The organism is Pseudotabrizicola formosa (assembly GCF_002900965.1).
In the GTDB taxonomy this organism is placed as follows: Bacteria; Pseudomonadota; Alphaproteobacteria; order Rhodobacterales; family Rhodobacteraceae; genus Pseudotabrizicola; species Pseudotabrizicola formosa.
In genome coordinates this window covers 1,032,397-1,046,740 of sequence record NZ_PJOM01000002.1, presented here as the reverse complement: position 1 = coordinate 1,046,740, position 14,344 = coordinate 1,032,397, and the positions used below count along the sequence as shown (strand labels likewise).

Sequence of the window (14,344 nt, the reverse complement as noted above, 5' to 3'; positions counted from 1 at the left end):
GACGATGACCGAGACAAAGGCTCGGGCCGGGGAAGGTTTGCCCACGGCCCTGCATCCGGGAGCGGAGATTAAATCTGCAATGGCCGGATTTGTAAATGAACTCAAACTGTTTCAGGCCGAAGTGAAACAAACGCTGCAACATCAGGAAGAGCGACTGACCATGTTGAACCAAAAGACCATGAGCTATGGCCGTCCGGCCCTTTCGGCGGCGGCGGATCTGGATGCGCCCCATCACAAGGCCTTTGATGCCTATCTGCGGTCGGGTGATGATGACGGGCTGCGCGGGCTGGTGCTGGAAGGCAAGGCGATGACCACCGCCGTGGCCGCTGAGGGCGGCTATCTGGTGGACCCGCAGACCGCTGATACGATCCGGTCGCTGCTGGTATCGACCTCATCGCTGCGGTCTGTCGCCAATGTGGTCCAGGTGGATGCCGTGTCGTTTGACGTGCTGATTGACCGGACCGAAGTGGGATCGGGCTGGGCCACCGAAACGGCGGCGCAGGCCGAAACCGCGACTCCCGCCATCGAACGGATTTCCGTCAAGCTGCACGAGCTGTCGGCGATGCCGAAGGCCAGCCAGCGGCTGCTGGACGACAGTGCCTTTGATGTGGAAGGCTGGCTGGCCGGCAAGATTGCCACGCGGTTCATCCGGGCCGAGGCGGCGGCATTCATCAATGGCGATGGCGTCGACAAGCCGCGCGGCATTCTGCTGCCGGCGAAAGTGGCAAATGCGGCCTGGACCTGGGGCAGCCTGGGATATGTGCCGACCGGGGCCGAGGCGGATTTTGCATCGAGCAATGCAGCAGATTGCATCGTCAATCTGGTCTATGCGCTGGGGGCAGATTACCGGGCCAATGGGGCCTTTGTGATGAATTCGAAAACCGCCGGCGCCGTGCGCAAGATGAAGGATGCCGATGGCCGCTTCATGTGGTCGGACGGCCTGCAGGCCGGGGAGCCGCCGCGCCTGATGGGCTATCCGGTGCTGATCTGTGAGGATATGCCGGATGTGGCGGCCAATGCCTATCCGATCGCCTTTGGCGACTTTGCCTCGGGCTACACGGTCGCCGAGCGCCCTGATCTGCGCATTCTGCGCGATCCGTTCAGTGCCAAGCCGCATGTGCTGTTTTATGCCAACAAGCGCGTGGGCGGCGACATCACCGATTATGCGGCGATCAAGCTGCTGAAAGTGGCGGTGTCGTAACACTTTGGTCAACGGCTGGCCTGTTGCCTCAGGCTGGCCAGTTTTCGGGCGCGCGCAACCAAACCCATACCGTCTAGCTGCTCCCCCCTCTGACCGAGCGGTATGGGGCGCGCGCCCGATCCTTGCGTGGAGACGGGACAATCGGAGAGTGAACATGATGTTGACCGAGCTGACCACGGTGCTGCCGGATGCGCTGCCCGTGCAGGGAATGAAAGACCACCTCCGGCTGGGCACAGGCTTTGCGGATGATGGATTGCAGGATGGGCTGGTGGCGGCCCATCTGCGGGCTGCCATCGCAACCATCGAAGGCCGTACCGGCAAGGCCCTGTTGACGCGTCGCTTTGTGCTGCGGCTGACCCGCTGGCGCAATGACAAGGGCGGCCAGGCGCTGCCGGTGGCACCGGTCACGGCGCTGGTGTCTGTGACGCTGATCGATGCCTTTGGGGGGCTAAGCCTTGTGCCAGCGGAGAGCTATGTGCTGGAGCCTGACACTGCCCGACCGCGGTTGCGCGGCGTCGGCTTGGCCCTGCCGCCGGTTCCGGCCGATGGCGCAGTCGAGATCGTGTTCGATGCGGGTTTCGGGGCGGATTGGGCCGCTGTTCCCGCAGACCTGGCACAGGCGGTCTTTTTGTTGGCGGCAGAGTTTTATGAAGCACGGCATTCGGGGGGACGGGGCGGGCCGGCCCTGCCGATGGCGGTGCAGGCGCTGATCGAACGCTGGCGCACGGTGCGGGTTCTGGGTGGGGGCAGCGCATGACGGCTTTGCACCTGAATCGGCTTCTGACCTTGGAAGAGTCGGTCTTCACACCTGACGGCGCAGGGGGCTTTGCCACCACCTGGCAGGCGGTGGGCACGCTGTGGGCCCATGTGGCACCGGGGGCGGGGCGCGAGGCCACGGGAGAAGAGGTTACGGTGTCGAGGGTGCCTTACCGGATCACGGTGCGGGGCGCGCCCGTCGGATCTCCGCAAAGGCCGCTGCCCGGCCAGCGACTGACACAGACGGGGCGGGTGTTTCAGGTGCTTGCGGTGACCGAGCAGGACGCGTCGGGGCACTATCTGACCTGCTTTGCGCAAGAGGAGGGACCGGCATGAGCTATGGTGCGGCGGCGGCCTTGCAGACGGCCATCTATGCCTTGCTGACCTCGGCCCCCGCGCTGAGCGGGGTGCTGGTGGTTGACGCCCTTCCTCCTGCGACTGTGGCTTCGGCCTTTGTGCTGATCGGCCCGGAAGAGGTGGTGGACCGATCGGACAAGAGCGGGGACGGTGCCGAGCACCAGATCGTCATCAGCGTGATCAGCGAGGTCACGGGATTTCTGACCGCCAAGGTTCTGGCGACCGGCGTCTCCGACTGCCTGACCGGTGCCACGCCGACCCTGAGCACAGGGCGGGTTGTGAGCATCCAGTTTCTGAGGGCGGTCGCACGGCGGCTGGACGATGGCGGCGTGCGCCGGATTGACCTGACCTTCCGCGTGCGGGTCGAGATCTGATGATCTGAATTTCAATTATTTCTGGAGACGGACATGGCGGTACAAAGCGGCAAGGATCTGCTGTTGAAAGTGGATCTGACAGGGGATGGCACCTTCGAGACGGTGGCGGGGCTGCGGACGACGCGGATCAGCTTCAATGCCGAGACAGTGGATGTGACCAGTCTGGAAAGCACGGGTGGCTGGCGTGAGTTGCTGGGTGGAGCCGGGGTGAAATCGGCGATGATTTCAGGGTCGGGCGTGTTTCGTGACGCCAACACCGATGAACGGGCACGCCAGATCTTTTTCGATGGCGAGGTGCCGGACTTTCAGGTGATCATCCCCGATTTCGGCGTGGTGGAAGGGGCCTTCATGATCACCTCCATCGAATATGCAGGCAGCCACAATGGCGAAGCGACATATGAGATGTCCCTGGCGTCTGCGGGTGCACTCAGCTTTGTGGCGCTGTGATGGCCAATCCATGGGCCGGGGAAGTGGCCGTGGTTCTGGACGGGCAGCGCCATGTGGCCAAGCTGACCCTGGGGGCGCTGGCTGAACTGGAAGAGACGCTGGCGGCGGGCTCGCTGATTGACCTGGTGCAGCGGTTCGAGGCCGGGCGGTTTTCATCGCGCGATGTTCTGGCCTTGCTTGTGGCGGGGCTGCGCGGGGCCGGCTGGCAAGGCACCGCGGCAGATCTGCGGAGCGTCGAGATCGGGGGCGGTCCGCTGGAGGCTGCGCGCGTGGCGGCGGAACTGCTGGCACGCGCCTTTGCGCTGCCGGGGGAGGGATGAGTGGCATCGACTGGCCCGGCCTGATGCGGGTGGGGTTGCATCAGCTGGGCCTGGAGCCGGCCGCGTTCTGGCGGCTGTCCCCGGTGGAATTGCGGATCATGCTTGGGGCGGATGCGGCTGGTCCGCCCCTGACGCGGGCGCGGCTGGCGGAATTGGCGGCGGCGTTTCCTGACAGAGTGAAAGAGGCAAAAGATGGCACGGATCGATGAGATTCAGGAGCAGATCGAGGCGCTGGACACAGCCTTGGGTGGCGCATCTGTGATGGTGAGCGCCTTTGAGGGCGAGCTGGCACGGATGCAGGAGACGATGGTGTTCACAGGCCGTGAGGTGAATACGCTGTCAAGGAGCTTTGGCGGCGGGTTGCGGCGGGCGTTTGACGGGCTGATCTTTGATGGGTTGAAGCTGTCGGATGCGTTGCGGATGGTGGCGCAATCCATGATCAACGGGGTCTACAGCACCGCCATGCGCCCTGTGCAGAACGCGCTTGGCGGATTGGTTGCGCAGGGCGTGAACTCGGCGATGAGCAGCATCATGCCATTCGCAAACGGCGCGGCCTTTTCACAGGGACGGGTGATGCCCTTCGCCAAGGGCGGCGTAGTGGCCAGTCCGACCAGTTTTCCGATGCGTGGTGGACGCGGGTTGATGGGCGAGGCAGGGCCAGAGGCGATCATGCCGCTGGCGCGCGGTGCGGATGGGCGGCTTGGGGTTCAGGCGGCGGGCGGTGGCCGTGCCGTAACAGTGGTGATGAACATTCAGACTCCGGATGTGCAGGGCTTTCAACGCAGCCAGAGCCAGATTGCGGCGCAGGCCTCGCGGGCATTGTCCCGCGGGCAACGGAACCGGTGAGGAGAGGGCAGATGGCATTTCACGAGGTCAGATTTCCGGCGAACCTGAGCTTTGGGTCGGTTGGCGGACCCGAACGGCGAACCGATGTGGTGACGCTGGTCAATGGCCATGAAGAGCGCAATACGCCCTGGGCCCATTCGCGTCGGCGCTATGAGGCGGGGTCCAGTCTGCGCACCTTGGATGACATCGACGCGCTGATCGCGTTTTTTGAAGCGCGACGGGGCAAGTTGCACGGGTTTCGCTGGAAAGACTGGGCAGATTACAAATCCTGCGTCCCGTCATTGCAACCAACGGCGATCGATCAGGTCATCGGAACTGGCGATGGCGTGCAGACAGTGTTTGGTCTGACAAAGACCTACCGCTCGGGGGAGCAGACCTATACCCGCCGCATCAGCAAGCCGGTGGCGGGAACAGTTCTGGTGGCTGTGGCCCGTGACCCCAAGGTGGAGGGTTTGGAATTCACGGTCGATACCCTGCGTGGAGAGGTCAGTTTTGTCGTCCCGCCGGATCTTGGCGTTACGGTAACTGCCGGGTTTGAATTCGATGTGCCAGTGCGGTTTGACACCGATATGATCATGACCTCGATCGCTTCCTTTCAGGCTGGTGAAATTCCTGATGTGCCGGTTCTGGAGGTGCGACTCTGATGCAGGCAGCGCTGGACGAGCATCTGAAGAGCGGCGTGACGACAGTGTGCCGGACCTGGCTTTTGCGCCGGAAAGACGGCGAGACCTATGGGTTCACCGATCATGATTGCGACCTGACCTTTGATGGGGTGATCTTTTCCGCCAAGACAGGCATGACCGCCGGTGCAATTGAAAAAAGCAACGGTATGGCAGTCGACAACACCGAGGTCACTGGTGCCTTGTCTGACGCGTCGATCAGCGAGGAGGACATCCTTGCCGGTCGGTATGACGGGGCGGACGTGACAACCTTTCTGGTCAATTGGACCGACGTGACCCAGCGGACAATCTTGTTCCGGGGCACATTTGGCGAAATGAGCCGCAGCAATGGTGAATTCCGGGTTGAATTGCGTGGCCTGACCGAGAAGCTGAATGTCCCGCATGGGCGGGTGTATCATTCGGAATGCAGCGCTGTTTTGGGTGACCGTCGCTGCCGGATTGATCTGAACGCAGCTGTCTACAGCTGTGAAAGCACGGTGGCGGCCGTGATTGACGGCCGTGTCCTGCATGTTCCGGCTGCCGATTTTGCCGAAGGCTGGTTTGTGGACGGACAGGTTTTGATCCAGTCGGGTGCGGGCAGGGGCCAATCGGGTCGGATCAGGTCGGACAGGTTGCAAGATGGAGGCCGGGTCATCGAACTGTGGCGGACTCTCGCTGTGCCTCCTGCACCGCAGGATCAGATCAGGTTGATCGCGGGGTGCGACCGGAGGGCCACCACTTGTCGTGAGAAGTTCGGCAACTTTCTCAATTTCCGGGGGTTTCCGCATATTCCGGGCGAAGACTGGCTGCGCTCAAGCCCTGACAGAGCCGTAAAGAGGTGATGGCATGGCTGCTTTCACAAGTGCTGCATCGCTTGACCCGACTTTCGGTGGCAAAATCGTCGAAGAGGCGCGCAGCTGGATTGGAACGCCCTATCGCCACCAGGCCACAACCCGGGGTGCCGGCACAGATTGTCTCGGCTTGATCCGAGGCGTGTGGCGTGCCCTGATCGGGCCGGAACCGCTGTGTCCTCCTGCCTATTCAATGGATTGGTCGGAGCCTTCGGGTGAGGAAATCCTGATGCAAGCGGCGGGGCAATGTCTTTGCCGCAAGCCTGACCTCTCGCTGTCAAAGGGTGATGTCCTCCTGTTCCGGATGCGCAACGGTGCGGTTGCCAAGCATCTTGGCATCGTCTCCGAGGACGCGCCCACCCCGAAGTTCATCCATGCCTACACCGGCTACGGCGTGGTCGAGAGCTCTCTGTCCGGACCATGGCTGCGTCGCATCGTGGCTGTTTACTGTTTTCCTGAAAAAGGTTGAATGATGGCTACGATCCTTTTTTCTGCAGCCGGTGCCGCATTGGGGGCTGGTGCAGGCGGTACTGTGCTGGGGCTCTCGGGCGCCGTGATTGGCAGAGCAGTCGGCGCGACGATCGGGCGCGCCGTAGACCAGCGGATCATGGGTACGGGCTCTGATGCTGTCGAAGTGGGAAAACTCGACCGTTTCCATATCATGGGGGCCAGCGAGGGCGCAGCTATCGCCAAATGCTGGGGCCGGATGCGCCTTGCCGGTCAGGTCATCTGGGCATCGCCGTTTCGGGAGAGCCGCAGCACAAGCGGCGGCAAAGGCATGCCCTCGCCCAAGGCTGTGCAATATTCCTATTCCGTCAGTCTGGCTGTTGCATTGTGCGAGGGCAACATTCTGGGTATCGGCAGGATCTGGGCTGATGGTGATGAAATTGCGCCAACGTCCCTGAATTTGCGCGTCTACACCGGAAGTGAGGATCAACTTCCCGATCCGTTGATCGAGGCGCAGATGGGATCGATGCATGCGCCAGCCTATCGGGGCATTGCCTACGCAGTCATCGAGGACCTTCAGTTGTCGGCCTATGGCAACCGCGTCCCGCAACTGAGCTTTGAAGTCATTCGACCGGCGCAAGGTACCGAGGCAGAACGGGTAGCAGACCTGCAAGATGCCATCAAGGCGGTCACCCTGATTCCGGGGACGGGTGAATATGCGCTTGGAACCAAGAAAGTCTGGGAGGAACAAGGTTTTGGGGTGACACGCACGCTCAATGTGAACACACCCAGTGGTGAAACGGATTTGTCCACATCGTTGAACCAGTTGCAGCAGGAACTGCCCAACTGCAAGGCTGTGTCCTTGGTCGTATCCTGGTTTGGCAATGATCTGCGGTGCAATCAGTGTGAGGTGCAGCCCAAGGTCGAACAAAAAGACTTGGAGGCCGTGAAAAACCCCTGGCGATCAGGTGGGGTTACACGAAGTGAAGCCGCCGAAGTTCCACGCCGCGAGGGAAGATCAATTTACGGTGGCACCCCGGCCGATTCCACCATCATCGAAGCGATTGCTGCCCTGCACGCAAGGGGCCAATCAGTGATGTTCTATCCGTTCATCCTTATGGATCAAATGGACGGCAATACGCTGGCTGATCCCTATTCAGATAACGAGTTTCAGCCTGCATTGCCTTGGCGGGGACGTCTTACCCTTTCTGTTGCGCCTGGGCGTCCGGCCAGCCCCGATCTCACAGCATTGGCAACCCTGGAAGTCGCGTCATTCTTTGGCGACGCACAAGCTGACGACTTTTCAATCTCTGAACAGAACCAGATCTTTTATCATGGAGAAGAAAAGTGGGGGTATCGGCGCTTTATCCTTCACTATGCTCACTTGTGTAAGATTGCAGGAGGGGTGGAGGCTTTTTGCATCGGATCTGAAATGCGCGGCCTCACGCAGATCAGAGGGGAAAATCATAGTTTCCCCGCCGTTCAGGCCCTCATCAAACTGGCAGCAGATGTGCGTGGCATCTTGGGAGCGGATGTCAAAATCAGCTATGCTGCCGATTGGAGTGAGTATTTTGGCTATCACATAGGTGACAACGTCTATTTTCATCTTGATTCGCTTTGGTCTGATCATAACATTGATTTTGTTGGTATTGACAACTACATGCCCATATCTGACTGGAGAGATACGAGAAGACACGCTGATGCAGATTGGCTGTCGATCTATAATCTAGATTATCTTAAATCAAACGTTATGGGTGGAGAAGGGTTTGACTGGTACTACTCTGGTCAAGAGGGCTTCAATGCCCAAAGGAGGATAGAGATTCGAGATACCCTGCAAGGCGAGGATTGGGTTTTCCGGTATAAGGATCTCAGGTCCTGGTGGGCCAATGTACATCACAACCGCATTGATGGCGTCCGTCAGGCATCACCCACGTCTTGGAGTCCAAGATCCAAACCGTTCAGGTTTACTGAATACGGCTGTGCTGCAATTGACAAGGGTACCAACGAGCCCAACAAGTTCATTGACGATAAATCATCTGAGTCTGCCATTCCTCGTGCCTCGACGGGAGTCCGGGACGACTTTATCCAGATGCAATATTTTCGGGCACAGCACGAATTCTGGTCGGATACTGATCATAACCCACGATCGGAATTTTATGCGGGTCGCATGGTGGATATGGATCATGCCTATGCATGGGCTTGGGATGCACGGCCTTTTCCTGCGTTTCCCCGCGCCACGGATCTCTGGTCAGATGGAGGTAATTATTACCGTGGTCACTGGTTGAACGGCCGTGCAAGCTCTGCGCCGCTTGACAAAGTGGTTAGAGAAATTTGTGCAGATTGTGGTGTCGAACGGATTGACACAAGGTATTTGTTTGGATTGGTGCATGGTTACGGAGTGTCCGATACCCAATCAGGGCGCGCCAGACTGCAGCCACTGCTCGTCACTTACGGCTTTGACTGCACAGAAAAGAACAGTATCCTGAGTTTTCAGACGCGTGGGCTGCTTTCTGATGTTGCAATTGACAAGGGCTTGATCGCGGTCGCTCAAGATGAATCTTCAAGTCTTCAATTGATCCGCCTTTCGAACAATGATGCGCCTGAAAAGCTGCGCTTTACTTATGTTTCTGCAGATGGAACATTCGGGGCGTCTGTTGTGGAAATCTCACTTGCAGAGTCGGACTCTCCAAACGTGGTTGAAACTGAATATCAGTTGGTATTGCCGGGAGAGATAGCCAAGGCAACTGCGCAGAATTGGCTGATTCAAGCCCTGGCTTCACGCGATCAGTTGAAGCTGGAATTGCCGCTATCCTATATGTTTCTAGGGGTCGGTGACACAATTTCTACAGACGGGTTAACCTACAGAATCGACAGCGCTGAACTTGATCAAAAGGTTGCAATAATTGCAAGTTGCGTCGAGACTTGGAGCTACCGTGTTCAAGAACAAGAGATCGACTATCAAGGCTGGACCTCATTCCGTGACTCTGGCCCTGTCTCGCGGATCTGGATCGATCTGCCTCTTTTCAAAGACACTCAAGTTGCTGCAGCGCCGTTTATAGCCGTTGCCGCAGAACCCTGGACCGGATCAGTTGTTTTGTGGTCTGCGAATGAGGATTCTGACTATACTGTAAATACCAGATTTTTCGCTGCTTCAAATGTCGGGAAAACACGGTCTGACTTGCCCGCCTGCGCCCCTGGCATTACTGATCGAGGGGCAGGCCTTATTGTTGAAATGCAGACTGGAATTCTGGAGTCAACGTCATCCTCCGGATTGCTTGCGGGGAAAAACCTAATTGCAATCGGTGGCGACGATCCGACCCGCTGGGAGATTTTTCAGTATCAGACCGCTGAACTAATTTCCCCCGGCGTTTACTCCTTGACGGCTCGTCTCAGGGGATTGATGGGAACAGATTCAGTGATGCCTGCCTCCTGGCCCATCGGAAGTTACGTTGTGCTTATCAACGATTTTTTAACTCAGATTTCACTTTCAAAAGAACAAGTGAATGTTGAACGTCACTATCGATTGGGTTTCTCAAGCGAGGATATCGGGGCTGATACGGTGGTTCACGATGTCTTAGCATTTAAAGGTGTGGTACTCCGCCCTTTCTCGGTCTCGCACTTGCAGGTTGCCTTGGACACATCAGAAAGTCACATCTTCACCTGGATTCGGCGGTCTAGACTTGGTGGCGACTCTTGGGAGGGGTATGATGCGCCACTCGGTGAAGAGCGCGAGCTTTATGAGGTCCGTATCTTTTCTTCAGATGGCCGTGTTTTGCATAGCGAAGTTGTGACTGAGCCGCGGTATATGATGTCTACTGAGCAAAGAGGGCTGATCGGAATTTCCTCGATCTATTCATTGGAAGTCAGTCAAATCTCAGCAGTCTACGGGGTGGGACCAGTCAAGCGGATTGATGTCAACTACAGTAACTAGGCCAGTTTTTTGATTCTTCTACCAAATTCGATTTGACGGCATCTGCGCGACTTGCGGCCACTGTCCCGATGTCGATCAACAAACTGGGCGAATTTTAAAATCTTTGTATTCCTGACCAGAAGTTTCGCGAAGAGAAAGCCTTTTACGGTGACTGACGCTAATCGCGAACAAACCGGATGCGACCATTGATGGTGACCTCAAGCATTCCCGCAGCATCTTAAAGCGCCACAGCAGATGTTCGCAGGTCTTCTATGGAATCGTCGCCTGTGCTGATTCCGTCATGTCTGGCCAGATCACTCGTTGGCTAAAGACAAAAGTGAAAGCCACCACGTCTCACCGTGGCGGCTTTCGTTTCAAGGAATTATGGGTTCGTTTGGAAGCTTAAGTTGGCAGTCATTTGATCGATCATATCACTATACCTAATGTCACGTCAGCTACAGCCGCTCGTGCCACCGCAGGTGTTGCACTTCATGCAGGTTCCGTTGCGGACCAGCGTGAAATTACCGCATTCACCACAGGGGTCGCCCTCATAGCCCTGCATTTTTGCCTTTGTCCGGGCATCAATGCTGTTAGCCGCACCGATTGCGAAAGCTGAAGCGCCGTCAGCCGTGCCTGCAGCGCGTCCCTGTGGCATCAGGGTGTTCAATACATACATTGGATCGATGCTGGCGGCTTCGTCGGTCTCTCCCATCCCGCCTTGAAGCAAGACCAAGTCTTGCGGCAGGCGCTTGCGAAGATAGCCTGTCGAGGAGATCTGACGCAGCACCTTCAACCCTCGTGACGCCGTGGCGTCGGTCATCGGGGCCAAATTCGGCTTTGCCTCGTCTTCGCCGCGCCCCAGATCGTCGAAAGATGCGCCCGTTGGCTTGACATGCGCCAGATCTGTGCGGTCGAGGTAGGAAATGGCCAGCTCTCGGAAGATATAGTCAAGAATCGATGTTGCATTCTTGACGCTGTCATTCCCCTGCACCATGCCCGCCGGTTCAAACCGGGTAAAGGTAAAGGCCTCAACGAACTCTTCCAAAGGCACGCCATACTGCAGACCCACCGAAACCGCGATGGCGAAATTGTTCATCATCGCGCGGAAGCCGGCCCCTTCCTTGTGCATGTCAATGAAGATTTCTCCCAAAGACCCGTCCTGATATTCGCCGGTGCGCAGGTATACCTTATGGCCACCGACAATGGCCTTTTGCGTATAGCCCTTGCGACGTTCTGGCAGCTTTTCACGATGGCTGCGGATGATTTCCTTGACGATCACCTTTTCGACGATCTTTTCTGCGATCACCTTTGCCTTTTCCTGCATCGAGCCGGAGGCAAGGATCTCTTCAGCCTCCTCATCGTCTTCGATGAGCGCAGAGGCCAGCGGCTGCGACAATTTGGAACCGTCACGGTACAGCGCATTGGCCTTGATGCCGAGGGAGTGTGACAGTTCATATGCGGCCAGGGTTTCTTCGATGCTGGCCGAGTTTGGCATGTTGATGGTTTTGGAAATCGCACCCGAGATGAAGGACTGGGCCGCAGCCATCATATAGATATGGCTGTCAACTGAGAGGTAACGCTTGCCTTTTTTGCTGCAGGCGTTGGCGCAGTCGAACACCGGGTAATGTTGTTCCTTCAGGAAGGGGGCACCTTCCAAGGTCATCGTGCCACAGACATGGTCGTTGCAGGCGTCAATCTGGGCACGCGTGAAGCCCAGGTGACGCAAGAGATCGAAGCTCGGATCCGCCAGTTTGTCTGCTGGTATCCCCAATGTGCCTTTGCAGAAATCTTCGCCGAGTGTCCATTGGTTGAACACAAAGCGGATGTCGAAGGCAGAGGGTAGAGCAGCCTCGATCTTCTCAATCTCGCGCGGACCGAAACCATGGCCAACCAGTGCGGTATGGTTGATGGCAGGCGCCTGCGCGATAGAGCCGTGACCCACGGCATAGGCGACGATTTCAGCGATCTGATGGCTGGGGTAACCCAAGGCCTCCAGTCCTGCCGGGACAGATTGGTTGATGATCTTGAAGTAGCCCCCGCCCGCCAACTTCTTGAACTTCACCAGCGCAAAATCCGGTTCGATCCCGGTGGTGTCGCAATCCATGACCAGACCGATGGTGCCGGTGGGGGCGATCACGGTGGTCTGCGCATTGCGAAAACCGTGCGCCTCCCCCAGCGCCAGCGCCTCATCCCAGGCAGATTTCGCAAGCGAAACAAGGCGCTGATCGGGACAATTGCGGTGATCCAACGCCACCGGGTTCACATTCACACCGTCATAGCTGCCGCTGGCCTGGGCCGCGGCGCGGTGGTTGCGGATGACGCGCAACATATGGTCGCGGTTGCGGTCATAGCCTGCAAATGCGCCCAACTCCCGAGCCATCTCGGCGCTGGTGGCATAGGCGACACCCGTCATCAGCGCCGTCAGCGCGCCGCACATCGCCCGGCCCTGATGCGAGTCGTAGCCAAGACCCATATTCATCAGCAGCCCGCCGATATTGGCATAGCCAAGCCCCAGCGTGCGGAAATCATAAGAGCGTTGCGCAATCTCCTGGCTGGGGAACTGCGCCATCATCACCGAAATTTCCAGCGTCACCGTCCAAAGCCGCGTGGCGTGGATATAGGCATCTGAATCGAAAGCGCCATTGGCAAAGAAGGTCAACAGGTTCATCGACGCCAGATTGCAGGCCGTATCGTCAAGGAACATGTATTCAGAACAGGGGTTCGAGCCGCGGATCGGGCCATCTTCGGGGCAGGTGTGCCATGCATTCACGGTGTCGTGGAACTGGATGCCGGGGTCGGCGCAGGCCCATGCGGCATGGCCCACCTGATCCCAAAGATCGCGCGCCTTGATGGTCTTGGCCGGTTTGCCATCGGTGCGGCGGATCAGGGCCCAGTCGGCATCGTCCTTCACCGCCGTCAGAAATGCATCGGTGACGCGGACCGAGTTGTTGGAATTCTGGCCCGAGACCGTGACATAGGCCTCGGAATCCCAGTCCACATCATAGGTCGGAAATTCAATCGAGGTGTAGCCCTGACGCGCATATTGCAGGATGCGGTTGGTGTAGGTGTCGAGGATCATCGACTTCTTCGCCGTTTTGATCGCCGCCTTCAGTGCCGCATTCTTTGCCGGATCAACCGAGTCTTCGGCAGACCCATCCCACTCCCGGATTGCGGTGAAAATCTCGTTCAGCCGTACCTCGTGCAGCTTGGACCCTGCGACAAGGCTGGCGACTTTCTGCTCCTCGATCACCTTCCAGTTGATGAAGGCCTCGATATCGGGGTGATCCATGTCGCAGATCACCATCTTGGCTGCCCGCCGCGTGGTGCCGCCTGATTTGATCGCCCCTGCAGCCCGATCACCGATCTTGAGAAAGCCCATCAAGCCAGAAGACTTGCCGCCCCCCGAAAGCTTTTCGCCCTCACCACGCAAGGACGAAAAGTTGGTCCCGGTGCCCGAGCCGTATTTGAACAACCGCGCCTCACGCACCCAAAGGTCCATGATGCCGCCATCGCCCACCAGATCATCCTTGACCGACTGGATAAAGCAGGCATGCGGCTGCGGATGTTCATAGGCGCTGGTCGAACGGGTCAGCTTGCCCGTCTTGTGATCCACATAGAAATGACCCTGTGATGGGCCGTCAATGCCGTAGGCCCAATGCAGCCCGGTGTTGAACCATTGCGGGCTGTTGGGGGCTGCCATCTGTCGGGCCAGCATGAAGCGCATCTCGTCATAATAGGCCCGCGCATCGGCTTCGGTGGTGAAATAGCCGCCTTTCCAACCCCAATAGGCCCAGGCCCCGGCCAGACGGTCAAACACCTGTTTGGCGCTGGTTTCGCCCACAATGCGCTGGTCTTCGGGCAGGGCGGCAAGCGCTTCTTCATCTGCAACGGACCGCCACAGGAATTCGGGAACGCCTTTTTCCTTGACGGGTTTCAGGCGCGCCGGCACGCCGGCCTTGCGGAAATACTTCTGCGCCAGCACGTCTGACGCGACCTGGCTCCACCCTGTTGGCACTTCGACCGCGTCGTTGCGAAACACCACCTTGCCGTCAGGATTGCGAATCTCGGACACCGTTTTGGTGAATTCCATCGCCCCATAGGCGCCGGTTGCTTCGCTCGTGAAATTCCGCTCGATTTTCATCTGCCCCGCCTTTGCTTTCATGGCCCCGGTTCACA

The 14,344-nt window shown here is 58.3% G+C and carries 13 protein-coding genes; 12 read left to right on the top strand and 1 reads right to left on the bottom strand.

The features are described from left to right. Nucleotides 1–4 precede the first annotated feature (4 nt). The 12 genes from CXR43_RS08955 (at nt 5) to CXR43_RS08900 (ending at nt 10,189) form a co-directional block, all read left to right on the top strand. Entirely contained in the window at nt 5–1,201 is a 1,197-nt protein-coding gene (locus CXR43_RS08955) for a phage major capsid protein (RefSeq protein ID WP_103333634.1), read from the top strand. A 154-nt stretch (nt 1,202–1,355) separates the two neighbouring features. Then, on the top strand, nt 1,356–1,958 hold the full coding sequence (locus CXR43_RS08950) for a head-tail connector protein (RefSeq protein WP_103333633.1): 603 nt from the start codon (nt 1,356–1,358) through the stop codon (nt 1,956–1,958). After that, nucleotides 1,955–2,293 carry a head-tail adaptor protein gene (locus CXR43_RS08945; protein ID WP_103333632.1) on the top strand — a complete coding sequence of 113 codons (339 nt, stop codon included), beginning with the start codon at nt 1,955–1,957 and terminating at the stop codon, nt 2,291–2,293. The genes CXR43_RS08950 and CXR43_RS08945 overlap by 4 nt, the downstream gene beginning before the upstream one ends. Then, nucleotides 2,290–2,688: a DUF3168 domain-containing protein gene (locus tag CXR43_RS08940; protein WP_103333631.1), complete on the top strand. Its 399-nt coding sequence runs from the start codon at nt 2,290–2,292 to the stop codon at nt 2,686–2,688. The genes CXR43_RS08945 and CXR43_RS08940 overlap by 4 nt, the downstream gene beginning before the upstream one ends. A gap of 33 nt (nt 2,689–2,721) precedes the next feature. Continuing rightward, complete coding sequence (locus CXR43_RS08935; RefSeq protein ID WP_103333630.1) at nt 2,722–3,135, top strand: phage major tail protein, TP901-1 family; 414 nt, start codon at nt 2,722–2,724, stop codon at nt 3,133–3,135. After that, nucleotides 3,135–3,455 (top strand): gene transfer agent family protein, encoded by a 321-nt coding sequence (locus CXR43_RS08930; RefSeq protein WP_103333629.1) that lies wholly within the window; start codon nt 3,135–3,137, stop codon nt 3,453–3,455. Before CXR43_RS08935 ends, CXR43_RS08930 begins: the two co-directional genes overlap by 1 nt. Beyond that, nucleotides 3,452–3,664 carry a rcc01693 family protein gene (locus CXR43_RS08925; protein WP_103333628.1) on the top strand — a complete coding sequence of 71 codons (213 nt, stop codon included), beginning with the start codon at nt 3,452–3,454 and terminating at the stop codon, nt 3,662–3,664. Before CXR43_RS08930 ends, CXR43_RS08925 begins: the two co-directional genes overlap by 4 nt. Then, nucleotides 3,648–4,301 carry an RcGTA-type gene transfer agent tail tape measure protein gene (locus CXR43_RS08920; protein ID WP_103333627.1) on the top strand — a complete coding sequence of 218 codons (654 nt, stop codon included), beginning with the start codon at nt 3,648–3,650 and terminating at the stop codon, nt 4,299–4,301. Before CXR43_RS08925 ends, CXR43_RS08920 begins: the two co-directional genes overlap by 17 nt. An 11-nt stretch (nt 4,302–4,312) precedes the next feature. Beyond that, nucleotides 4,313–4,945: a DUF2460 domain-containing protein gene (locus CXR43_RS08915; protein WP_103333626.1), complete on the top strand. Its 633-nt coding sequence runs from the start codon at nt 4,313–4,315 to the stop codon at nt 4,943–4,945. Beyond that, nucleotides 4,945–5,802, top strand: a complete 858-nt coding sequence (locus tag CXR43_RS08910) for a phage/gene transfer agent baseplate hub protein (protein ID WP_103333625.1) — start codon at nt 4,945–4,947, stop codon at nt 5,800–5,802. Before CXR43_RS08915 ends, CXR43_RS08910 begins: the two co-directional genes overlap by 1 nt. A gap of 4 nt (nt 5,803–5,806) precedes the next feature. Beyond that, nucleotides 5,807–6,280, top strand: coding sequence for an NlpC/P60 family protein (locus CXR43_RS08905; protein ID WP_103333624.1), 474 nt, complete (start codon nt 5,807–5,809; stop codon nt 6,278–6,280). Beyond that, nucleotides 6,281–10,189 carry a baseplate multidomain protein megatron gene (locus tag CXR43_RS08900; protein WP_354001007.1) on the top strand — a complete coding sequence of 1,303 codons (3,909 nt, stop codon included), beginning with the start codon at nt 6,281–6,283 and terminating at the stop codon, nt 10,187–10,189. It begins immediately after the preceding gene. Nucleotides 10,190–10,619: 430 nt separating this feature from the next. Here CXR43_RS08900 and CXR43_RS08895 read toward each other — a convergent pair whose 3' ends face one another. Beyond that, entirely contained in the window at nt 10,620–14,309 is a 3,690-nt protein-coding gene (locus CXR43_RS08895; RefSeq protein WP_103334141.1) for a vitamin B12-dependent ribonucleotide reductase, read from the bottom strand. Between the last annotated feature and the right edge of the window lie 35 nt (nt 14,310–14,344).

Excerpts from the sequence above, each read along its gene's own strand:
- CXR43_RS08955 (WP_103333634.1), top strand. The coding sequence starts at position 5 with ATGACCGAGACAAAGGCTCGGGCCGGGGAAGGTTTGCCCACGGCCCTG.
- CXR43_RS08950 (WP_103333633.1), top strand. The coding sequence starts at position 1,356 with ATGATGTTGACCGAGCTGACCACGGTGCTGCCGGATGCGCTGCCCGTG.
- CXR43_RS08945 (WP_103333632.1), top strand. The coding sequence starts at position 1,955 with ATGACGGCTTTGCACCTGAATCGGCTTCTGACCTTGGAAGAGTCGGTC.
- CXR43_RS08940 (WP_103333631.1), top strand. The coding sequence starts at position 2,290 with ATGAGCTATGGTGCGGCGGCGGCCTTGCAGACGGCCATCTATGCCTTG.
- CXR43_RS08935 (WP_103333630.1), top strand. The coding sequence starts at position 2,722 with ATGGCGGTACAAAGCGGCAAGGATCTGCTGTTGAAAGTGGATCTGACA.
- CXR43_RS08930 (WP_103333629.1), top strand. The coding sequence starts at position 3,135 with ATGGCCAATCCATGGGCCGGGGAAGTGGCCGTGGTTCTGGACGGGCAG.
- CXR43_RS08925 (WP_103333628.1), top strand. The coding sequence starts at position 3,452 with ATGAGTGGCATCGACTGGCCCGGCCTGATGCGGGTGGGGTTGCATCAG.
- CXR43_RS08920 (WP_103333627.1), top strand. The coding sequence starts at position 3,648 with ATGGCACGGATCGATGAGATTCAGGAGCAGATCGAGGCGCTGGACACA.
- CXR43_RS08915 (WP_103333626.1), top strand. The coding sequence starts at position 4,313 with ATGGCATTTCACGAGGTCAGATTTCCGGCGAACCTGAGCTTTGGGTCG.
- CXR43_RS08910 (WP_103333625.1), top strand. The coding sequence starts at position 4,945 with ATGCAGGCAGCGCTGGACGAGCATCTGAAGAGCGGCGTGACGACAGTG.
- CXR43_RS08905 (WP_103333624.1), top strand. The coding sequence starts at position 5,807 with ATGGCTGCTTTCACAAGTGCTGCATCGCTTGACCCGACTTTCGGTGGC.
- CXR43_RS08900 (WP_354001007.1), top strand. The coding sequence starts at position 6,281 with ATGATGGCTACGATCCTTTTTTCTGCAGCCGGTGCCGCATTGGGGGCT.
- CXR43_RS08895 (WP_103334141.1), bottom strand. The coding sequence starts at position 14,309 with ATGAAAATCGAGCGGAATTTCACGAGCGAAGCAACCGGCGCCTATGGG.